The sequence below is a fragment of the Nonomuraea sp. NPDC049158 genome (assembly GCF_040648335.1).
Lineage (GTDB): Bacteria > Actinomycetota > Actinomycetes > Streptosporangiales > Streptosporangiaceae > Nonomuraea.
This window is the reverse complement of sequence record NZ_JBEZDM010000006.1, coordinates 396,503-404,839: the sequence shown is the minus strand read 5'-3', so window position 1 is coordinate 404,839 and position 8,337 is coordinate 396,503. Positions and strand designations below refer to the sequence as shown.

At 69.5% G+C, this 8,337-nt stretch carries 10 protein-coding genes; 5 read left to right on the top strand and 5 right to left on the bottom strand.

Annotation, left to right across the window (positions count from 1 at the left end; all coding sequences use genetic code 11):
- Positions 1 to 185, bottom strand: a 185-nt coding sequence (locus tag AB0B61_RS17240; protein WP_358432407.1) for a hypothetical protein, incomplete at its 3' end; no start/stop codon positions are given.
- 447 nt (positions 186 to 632) lie between these two features.
- Between AB0B61_RS17240 and AB0B61_RS17235 the strand changes: the two genes are divergently transcribed.
- The gene (locus tag AB0B61_RS17235) at positions 633 to 824 is read left to right on the top strand and encodes a hypothetical protein (protein ID WP_358432405.1); all 192 of its coding nucleotides are present in this window, start codon (positions 633 to 635) and stop codon (positions 822 to 824) included.
- A 59-nt stretch (positions 825 to 883) separates the two neighbouring features.
- Positions 884 to 3,031 (top strand): RNA polymerase recycling motor ATPase HelR, encoded by a 2,148-nt coding sequence (gene helR, locus AB0B61_RS17230; protein WP_358432403.1) that lies wholly within the window; start codon positions 884 to 886, stop codon positions 3,029 to 3,031.
- On the opposite strand, the gene AB0B61_RS17225 is transcribed toward helR, so the two are convergent.
- Positions 3,018 to 4,043: an NAD(P)-dependent alcohol dehydrogenase gene (locus AB0B61_RS17225; RefSeq protein ID WP_358432401.1), complete on the bottom strand. Its 1,026-nt coding sequence runs from the start codon at positions 4,041 to 4,043 to the stop codon at positions 3,018 to 3,020. The genes helR and AB0B61_RS17225 overlap by 14 nt on opposite strands.
- A gap of 108 nt (positions 4,044 to 4,151) precedes the next feature.
- Positions 4,152 to 4,646: a hypothetical protein gene (locus AB0B61_RS17220; protein ID WP_358432399.1), complete on the bottom strand. Its 495-nt coding sequence runs from the start codon at positions 4,644 to 4,646 to the stop codon at positions 4,152 to 4,154.
- 72 nt (positions 4,647 to 4,718) lie between these two features.
- Here AB0B61_RS17220 and AB0B61_RS17215 point away from each other — a divergent pair, with 72 nt between their 5' ends.
- A complete protein-coding gene (locus AB0B61_RS17215) occupies positions 4,719 to 5,153 on the top strand; it encodes a hypothetical protein (RefSeq protein ID WP_358432397.1) in 435 nt (144 codons plus the stop codon).
- Here AB0B61_RS17215 and AB0B61_RS17210 read toward each other — a convergent pair.
- A complete protein-coding gene (locus AB0B61_RS17210; RefSeq protein ID WP_358432395.1) occupies positions 5,148 to 5,750 on the bottom strand; it encodes a TetR/AcrR family transcriptional regulator in 603 nt (200 codons plus the stop codon). The two genes, AB0B61_RS17215 and AB0B61_RS17210, sit on opposite strands and share 6 nt — an antisense overlap.
- A gap of 95 nt (positions 5,751 to 5,845) precedes the next feature.
- Here AB0B61_RS17210 and AB0B61_RS17205 point away from each other — a divergent pair, with 95 nt between their 5' ends.
- Positions 5,846 to 6,661, top strand: coding sequence for a class I SAM-dependent methyltransferase (locus tag AB0B61_RS17205; protein WP_358432393.1), 816 nt, complete (start codon positions 5,846 to 5,848; stop codon positions 6,659 to 6,661).
- A gap of 115 nt (positions 6,662 to 6,776) precedes the next feature.
- On the top strand, positions 6,777 to 7,688 hold the full coding sequence (locus AB0B61_RS17200) for a hypothetical protein (RefSeq protein WP_358432391.1): 912 nt from the start codon (positions 6,777 to 6,779) through the stop codon (positions 7,686 to 7,688).
- Between the two features lie 26 nt (positions 7,689 to 7,714).
- Here AB0B61_RS17200 and AB0B61_RS17195 read toward each other — a convergent pair whose 3' ends face one another.
- Positions 7,715 to 8,125: a hypothetical protein gene (locus tag AB0B61_RS17195; RefSeq protein WP_358432389.1), complete on the bottom strand. Its 411-nt coding sequence runs from the start codon at positions 8,123 to 8,125 to the stop codon at positions 7,715 to 7,717.
- Positions 8,126 to 8,337 lie beyond the last annotated feature (212 nt).

Sequence of the window (8,337 nt, the reverse complement as noted above, 5' to 3'; positions counted from 1 at the left end):
TCCTTGCGCCCGGCCTGACGAGCCGCCTCAACCCGGGCCTTCCATTTCTCGTTGCCCAGCAGCCAGTCGAACGACTCGGTCTGCAGAGCGAGAAGATCAGGAACTTCGAGGGGCTCCTGGATGCGCGAAAAAGAGACGCGACGGGGACCAGCGGGTACGGCGGAGGCGTTGCGCGAGGCTGCCAACAGATGTCCTTCCGAGGGCTCGCGGCGGACTGACTACACGCACGCCAGACAACCTCGCAACGTGAGCAAGCGGAGCGGGTCGTCAGAAAAGCAGCGTGGATGCATGAGCGTACTCGCTCAAATGCTGTTTGTCCACGCTTACGCAGACCCATAGTTCCGGTCGCATTTCCATGATGACCTATGGAGCCCCCACTTGTCAACACCGAGATCGTCTACGACGAGCCGTGGGTAGGGTGACGACAAGCGGCGCGACGCCGCTTCGCGAAGGGGGAAAGGGGATTACCCGCGCCTTTCCACTCTCAACGTATAGCGCACCGGGGGGCTTGCGGCAAGACCCCGGTCGTGCCGCAGAATCAACGGCCGTAGGCCAGAACGTCAGGAAACCGGGGGCGCGAAGTGCGGGTGTTGTTGTCGACGTACGGATCACGAGGGGACGTCGAACCGCTGGTGGGAACGGCACACGATGGTCCGACTCCGACCACCGAGTCCCTGACAGCCGCGCTCAGGACGGTCCTGACCCCCGAGACCCGCGTGCGGGCGACCGCCGTGGCCGGCACGATCCGTACCGACGGGGCTGCGGTGGCCGCGAAGCCGCTGCTCGACGCGGTCAGCCGGGAAAGGCCGCCCGTGTCCGCGTGAACCACGCGGGACCGCCTTGCCGTGCGTCATGGTCGCAAGCGACCTCAGATCGGAGCTTTATGAACCCCCTCACCACCAGCGCGTTCGACCTTCCCGACCGCCTCGTCCTCAAGGCCGAGCCGACGCTGATCGCCGGCGACGAGCAGCACTTCGCGGCCATCGCGGAGAGTCTTGAGCAGTCGATCGCCGACCTGTCCGACCGCCTCGACGCCGAGCGCAAGGCGCCCGGCGGCATCGGCCGGGCGGCGATGGACCGGGACATGGAGATCCACCGGCTGACCGCTCGCCTGCGCGCGCTGCGCCGCTTCGGTCTGGACCTGTGCCTCGGGCACATGGTCAGCGCGGACAACCCGGAGCCCGTGTACGTCGGCCGACTCGGCCTCAGGGACAGCGCGGGCCGTCAACTGCTGCTCGACTGGCGTTCCCCCGCGGCTGAGCCGTTCTTCGGAGCCACTCACGCCAACCCGATGGGCCTGGCGAGCCGCCGCAGGTACCGCTGGACGCGCGGCCGGATCAACGATTACTGGGACGAGGTGTTCACCTCGGACGGGCTGGTCGGGCACGCCGCGCTCGACGACCAGTCCGCCTTCATCGCCAGCCTGGGCAGCAACCGGTCGGCACGGATGCGCGACGTGCTCGGCACCATCCAGGCCGACCAGGACGCCATCATCCGGGCGGGATCCCGTGGCGCTCTCGTCGTCGACGGCGGTCCGGGTACGGGCAAGACCGTCGTCGCGCTGCACCGCTCCGCCTACCTCCTCTACTCCGACCCTCGCCTCGGTCACCACCGGGGCGGCGTCCTGTTCGTCGGTCCGCACCAGCCCTACCTGGCGTACGTCGCCGACGTCCTGCCCAGCCTCGGAGAGGAGGGCGTGCAGACCTGCACCCTGCGGGACCTCGTCGCCGAGGGCGCCGGGGCGGCGATCGAGGCCGACCCGGATGTGGCCCGCCTGAAGTCGTCCGCGAACCTGACGCAGGCGATCGAGCCGGCCGTCAGGTTCTACGAGAACCCGCCCACCAAGGGGATGACGATCACCACCCCCTGGTCCGACATCTGGCTGAGCGTCGAGGATTGGGCCGAGGCGTTCCAAGCGCCGGATCCCGGCACTCCGCACAACGAGGCGCGCGACCAGATCTGGCAGGAACTGCTCACGATCCTGATGGACAAGCACGACGGCGACGCCTCGCCTGACCTGCTCCGCAAGTCGCTGCTGCGGGACAGGGAACTACTCACGATCTTCAACAAGGCGTGGCCGCTGATCGAAGCGGCCGACCTCGTCGGAGACCTGTGGACGGTGCCCGCCTACCTGCGGATGTGCGCTCCCTGGCTCAGCCCCGACGAGGTTCGAGCGTTGCAGCGCGCGGACGCCCAGGCGTGGACGGTGTCCGACCTGCCGCTCCTGGACGCGGCCCGGCAGCGGCTCGGCGACCCGGAGGCGGCGCGCCGTAAGCGCCGGCATGACGCCTCTCTCGCCGCCCAGCGTGAGCAGATGGACAAGGTCGTCGACAACCTGCTCGCCGCCGATGACGACGGTGAAGGGCTGGTGACGATGCTGCGCGGAGAGGACGCGAAGGTCTCTCTGGTCGACGAGACCGCACTGCCCACCATCGAACCGGACCTGCTCGCCGGCCCGTTCGCGCACGTCGTCGTGGACGAGGCTCAGGAACTGACCGACGCCGAGTGGCAGATGCTGCTGATCCGGTGCCCGTCCCGGAGCTTCACCATCGTCGGGGACCGTGCCCAGGCCAGGCACGGGTTCACGGAGTCGTGGCAGGAACGGCTCGAGCGGATCGGGCTCGACCGGGTCAACCTGGCCTCCCTGAGCATCAACTACCGGACGCCGGAAGAGATCATGACGGAAGCCGAGCCGGTCATCCGGGCTGTGCTCCCGGACGCCAACGTGCCGACCTCCATCCGCCGCGGCGACGTCCCCGTCGTCCACGGGTCCGTCTCGGATCTGGGCTCGATCCTCGACACCTGGCTCGCCGCACATGACGACGGGATCGCGTGTGTCATCGGGGATCCCACATTCCGTACGACGTCCCGCGTCCGGTCGCTGACCCCGGAGCTGTCGAAGGGGCTGGAGTTCGACCTCGTGGTCCTCGTCGACCCGGAGGCGTTCGGCGAGGGCATCGAAGGAGCGGTCGACCGCTATGTCGCGATGACCCGGGCGACCCAGCAACTCGTCATCCTCACGAGCTCCTGAGGTCGTGGCTGATGACGATCTTGCCGAAGCCGCCGCCCGCCTCGCAGTAGCGGTACGCCTCGTGGATGTCCTCGAACGGGAACACCCGGTCGAGGACAGGACGCAGCCGGTGCGTGGCGAGCGCGCGGTTGACCTGGAGGAAGTGGGCGCGGCTGCCGGTCGCCACCCCGCGCAGCACCGCGCCCGCCCCGAACAGCAGCGCCGGGTCGACCGGCCGGGCGCCCTCGGCGCCGGACAGCCGGTAACCGACGAACGCCACCTCGCCGCCGAACGCCACCGACTTCAGCGACTGCTCCAGCGGCCCCGCCGGGTCGACGACGCGATCGGCGCCCCTGCCGTCGGTGAGCGCGCGGACCTCCTCCGACCACGACGGGTTCGCGCGGTAGTCGATCACCTCGTCGGCGCCGAGCTTCCGCAGCCGCTCCGCCTTGGCGGGGCCGGACGTCGTCATGATCACCCGGGCGCCGCTCAGCTTGGCGAACATCAGCGTGAACAGCGACACCCCGCCCGAGCCGAGCGTCAGCACGGTCTGGCCGGGCTGTGGGAGGCCGCCGGAGGTCAGCGCGTTCCACGCGGTCACGGCCGCCAGCGGCAGCGCCGCCGCCTCCTCGTACGACAGGTGCTCGGGGATGGGCACCACGCCGTCCTCGCTCAGCACCGCGTACTCGGCCAGCACTCCGTCGGTCATGGTGCCGAGCTGGGCGGCGTTCTCCAGCAGGAAGGGCCCGTCCAGCCAGCGCGGGAACACGGTGGCCGCCACCCGGTCGCCCGGCCCGACCCGGGTCACGTCCTCGCCGACGGCCACGACCTCGCCCACGCCCTCGCAGCCGGGCACGACGCCGGGCGTGATCGGCAGCGGATAGTCGTTCGCCAGCACCATCAGATCGCGATAGCCCAGCCCGTTCGCATGGATCCTGACCACGACCTGCCCACGCCCCGGCGCGGGCTCGTCCCGGTCCTCCACGGTCAGCCCGGCCAGCCCGCGTCCCGGCCGCAGGTGATAGCTCCTCATAGCCCGTCCTTCCCCTCGCTTCGGTTACGTGAGGATCCTCCGGGCGAGCCATGACATCGGACAATTCCCCGCGGGGAATCGCTCACGATTGCCAGGCGTTGCGGAAGCTCAGCCGGGCCCGCGCCAGCCGGGACTTGACCGTGCCCACCGGCACCGCACGCCTCCTGGACCGCGTCCTGCCCGCTGTCGAGCGCGATGGGCCCGCAGATCCGGCCGAGGTACGGCGTCAGCTCGCGGAGCAGGTCGTTCATCGCCATCGTGTCTCCGCGCTGAGCGGCCAGAACGAGCGCCGCCGCGCTCATCGGGCCCGCTCGGCGACCCGCGCCGCCAGCCGGGCCGCAGGTCGACGTCGAAGCGGGCGCGCATGCCGTACTTGCTGCGGGCCTCGGCCACCAGCCGCCCGCCTCCGTCGTCCGCGACGATCCGCAGGTGTCGCATGTCGGGCTCGAAGGTGCCGAACTCCCGCTCCAAGTCGCTCGCCACCTCCCAGACCAGCTCGAAGGGGTCGGGAAGAATCCGCTCGGCGACACGCGCACCGGGAACGCCGGCGGCGAGCACGCGCAGCCGGCGCACCGGGTCCAGGTCGGCAACAGGCCAGTACATGTCTATCCAGAGGCGGCTCGGGGGCAGAAGGTTCCATGGAACCATTGGCGAGTTCGGCGCCTCCTGGAGGGCATGAACATCTCACGCCCCGGCGCGTTCGCGGCCACCGTCCTGCTGCTCGACGCACTCGTCCATCTGTTCTGGGTGGTCCGGCCCATCGCCGACCCCCGCGCGCTCTCCCTGGCCGTCCTCAACGCCGAGGTGCCCTTCACCCCACGGGTGCTGCTGCCGCTCATCCTCGTGCTGAGCGTGGCGGCCGTATCGGTGGCGACGGCATCCGGTGGGCGGGGCGGCTGGGTGGCCAAGGTGGTCACCATGGCCGTGGGCGCGGGTGTGCTGGTGCGCGGGCTTGTCGGCCTGGTCTGGGCCTTCGGCCTCGGCGCGGACACCGGAAGCCCGTTCTACTGGCTGAACCTGTTCCTCTACACCCCGGTCTGCCTGGCCATGACGCTCGCGGTCGGCATCGTCCTGATGCGCGCCCGCCGGCCGGTGAGCGTCAGCTCATAGCAGGCGTCTTTGCACGACGTCGGCGACCACGGCGTTCACCACCTTGCCGACTTCCGCCGGATCCGGCGCGACCCCCTCCCGGCCGGCGAACAGCATGTGCCCGGCGCCGATCAGGGAGAGCGCCAGCGCCTCCACGTCGGCGTCCGCCGCGATGCGACCCAGCTGACACTCCTCGTTCAGGTAGGCGGCGATCATGGCCACGGCCTCTGTCAGGACCGGGATGCCGAACGCCGGCCGGGCCCGAGGCAGCCGGGCCCGCAACTCATCCCGGAAGATCACGAGACCGACGATCGCCACGGCGACCGAGTCGAACAGGTCGATCAGCGCCTCGGTCAGGTTGCCGGCGACGTCGCCGGTCCCGGCGCGGTCGCGAAGGGCGGCGGCCTGGCCCTCGAGCCGGGCGATGCGGTCCCGCACGAGCTCGACGAGGAAGGCGTCGAAGTCCTCGAAGTGCCGGTGCAGGACGCCCTTGGCGACGCCCGCCTCCGTGGTGACCGCCCGGCTGGTCAGACCGGGCGCTCCGTCGCGGAGCATGACGCGCTCGGCGGCGTCGAACAACTGCTGCCGCACATCCCGGAGGGCCACTCCAGTCGGCATCGCCCGTCCTCCTTCTTCGCGCGCTTCGCCCGTTCTTCGCTCACCGCGAACGCTACGCGATTGTGGAGTGGGCGCCTGCCCACTATGGTGGGCGCATGCCCACTCTATCGCAGGAGCAACCAGAGCCTCCACGGAACGAGCCCCATAAGGCCAGGCAGATGGCGGAGTCGTTCGGGGTCGACGCCGAACGCTACGACCGGGCCCGCCCCGCCTATCCCGATGCCCTGGTGCGGCAGATCATCGCCGCCAGCCCCGGTCCCGACATCGTCGACGTCGGCTGCGGCACCGGCATAGAAGCCCGTCAGTTCCTGGCGGCCGGGTGCAAGGTGCTGGGTGTCGAGCCGGACGTCCGGATGGCCGAGTTCGCCCGCCGTACCGGGGTCGAGGTCGAGGTGGTGACGTTCGAGGACTGGGACGCCGCTGGCCGTACCTTCGACGCCGTGGTCGCCGGACAGTCCTGGCACTGGGTGGACCCCGTCGCGGGCGCGGCCAAGGCGGCGCGGGTGTTGCGGCCCGGCGGCCTGCTGGCGGTGTTCGCGCACGCGTACGACCCGCCGCCCTTCGTGGCTGAGGCGTTCGCCGCCGTCTTCCGGAAGGTGGCGCCCGACTCGCCGCTCAGCGCCGGACCGCCGAGGCCGGGCCAGGACATCTACCAGGCGATGTTCGCCACGTTCGCCGACGGCATCCGGAAGTCGGCCGAGTTCGGCGAGCCGGAGCAGTGGCGATTCGACTGGGAGCGGCACTACAGCCGCGACGAGTGGCTCGACCTGCTGCCCACCACCGGCGCGCTCACCCAACTCCCACCGGACCAGCTGGCCGAGGTGCTGGCGGGCGTCGGGGCCGCCATCGACGCGATCGGCGGCGGCTTCACCATGGCCTACACCACGATGGCGATCACCGCTTGCCGCTGACCGGCTTCGGGCGGCGCTCTCGCAGCCGAGGGGGCGCTTGATTCCCCTGCCTGCTCCGGTTCCGGGCGGCTATGGTGCGCCTTACCCGATTTGATCTAGGTCGCAGGAGCGCGCGGTGCCGAACATGAGGGAGCCCGACTGGGCGTACGTGGCCAGATCGCTCGTCAAGGTCCTGGTCGTCACCGCGGCGCTGTTCCTGGCCTTCAGCGCCGTCGACCGGGTCCTGTGGGTGTTCATCGACCCCTCCGACGACGCGCGGATCGCCGAGGTGTACGGCACGGCCGCCCGCATCGCGAACCCGGACAAGCGCCTGTCGTACGGATATGGCAGTGGCGGCGGGCTGCTGGAAGCGTCGTACACACTGCGGGGGGAGCCGCGCCGGGCCGGTCCCAGCGCGGGCTGGACGGACTACGAGATCGTGGAGAACCTGTTCGGCACCGTCCGGGCCCCTTCCCTCGACGGGCCGGTCGGCAGCCTGAACGACGCGATCGATTCCGTGGACCCGGACTCCGGCTTCGACAAGGAGGAGGTCCGGAAGACCATCGACGGACTTCCCCAGACGCTCGAGGCCGTGGCGGTCGTGGAGTTCGCGCATCCGATGGCCACCGAGCGGCTCGTCGCCTTCAACCGCAGGCACACACTCTGCGGAGGGGCGGGCGTCTCCTACATCTACGCGCCGTCCTACTACGACGACTCCGATGAACCGGCCTCGATGAACGCGGTCGTCTGGAACCGCGACATGACCAAGGACCAAACCCTGACGGATCTCACCTATCAGTGCGAGACCGAGCCGGAGGAGGCGCTGGCGGAGTTCCGCAGGTGGGTCGGGTTGCTTGACGAGGGGGACGATTTCAGTGAGTTCGAGCTGACCTATGAGTGGCTCGCGGATGCGGCCAAGGAGGGCGTCGTGTACGGGCTGGTGGCCGACCGCTGGAAACTCGCCGACCTGCGCAAGCTCCTCGACGACCCGGAGGTCGGTACGATCCGCCTCGCCGACGTCTCCTTCGACCTCGGCGAGGCGGGGTAGCAAATGAAACCGGGCGAGCGAGATATTCAATAGGGCACCACTGCCGACACGCCATACAAGGCGGCCTGCACGATGACGATGTCGATGGCGACGCGAAGCACGATCAGTTTCCGGTAGAGCGCCCGAACCGCCCGGTCCATCTGCGCCGACTTCGCTGCGGCGCGCTGCTCGCTGGGGCTGGAGAGGTCCAGTAGCGATTTACCGGTGCTGGGCCGATACCAGAGCCCTGACAGCAGAATGATGGCGGCCACGGGAGCGCACGCCTGCGAAACCACGCCCGTCCCTGCCGATAGGTAGCCGGCGAATGCCGTCTGGCGGCTTAACTGAAAAACGGCACCTGTTCCTAACAGGACGAGCGCACTCACCATATCCGCATAGAAAATGTACCGCCAAATGCGGGCGATATCTGAAGGCGGCGGGAGGATCGGCCCAACCATGATCCGACGGTAACACGCGGGGAGCAAATGGGACCGAACCATTCTCTAAGCGGTCGAGGCGGTGACAATGCCGTCTCGACCGCTTCTGAGGTGCGCGCGACGCTACCGGATCTTGGACAGGTCGATCATGTACAGGTCGTCCCCGAGCGGGTAGCTGAGGATTCTTCCAGTGGAATCGGCCGTCGGCAGCTTGATCGAATTGCCCACCGGCT

What these genes read in the sequence shown, in the direction of transcription:
- helR (WP_358432403.1), top strand. Translation starts at nt 884, where the DNA reads ATGAACCCCCTCACCACCAGCGCGTTCGACCTTCCCGACCGCCTCGTC.
- AB0B61_RS17225 (WP_358432401.1), bottom strand. Translation starts at nt 4,043, where the DNA reads ATGAGGAGCTATCACCTGCGGCCGGGACGCGGGCTGGCCGGGCTGACC.
- AB0B61_RS17220 (WP_358432399.1), bottom strand. Translation starts at nt 4,646, where the DNA reads ATGTACTGGCCTGTTGCCGACCTGGACCCGGTGCGCCGGCTGCGCGTG.
- AB0B61_RS17215 (WP_358432397.1), top strand. Translation starts at nt 4,719, where the DNA reads ATGAACATCTCACGCCCCGGCGCGTTCGCGGCCACCGTCCTGCTGCTC.
- AB0B61_RS17210 (WP_358432395.1), bottom strand. Translation starts at nt 5,750, where the DNA reads ATGCCGACTGGAGTGGCCCTCCGGGATGTGCGGCAGCAGTTGTTCGAC.
- AB0B61_RS17205 (WP_358432393.1), top strand. Translation starts at nt 5,846, where the DNA reads ATGCCCACTCTATCGCAGGAGCAACCAGAGCCTCCACGGAACGAGCCC.
- AB0B61_RS17195 (WP_358432389.1), bottom strand. Translation starts at nt 8,125, where the DNA reads ATGGTTGGGCCGATCCTCCCGCCGCCTTCAGATATCGCCCGCATTTGG.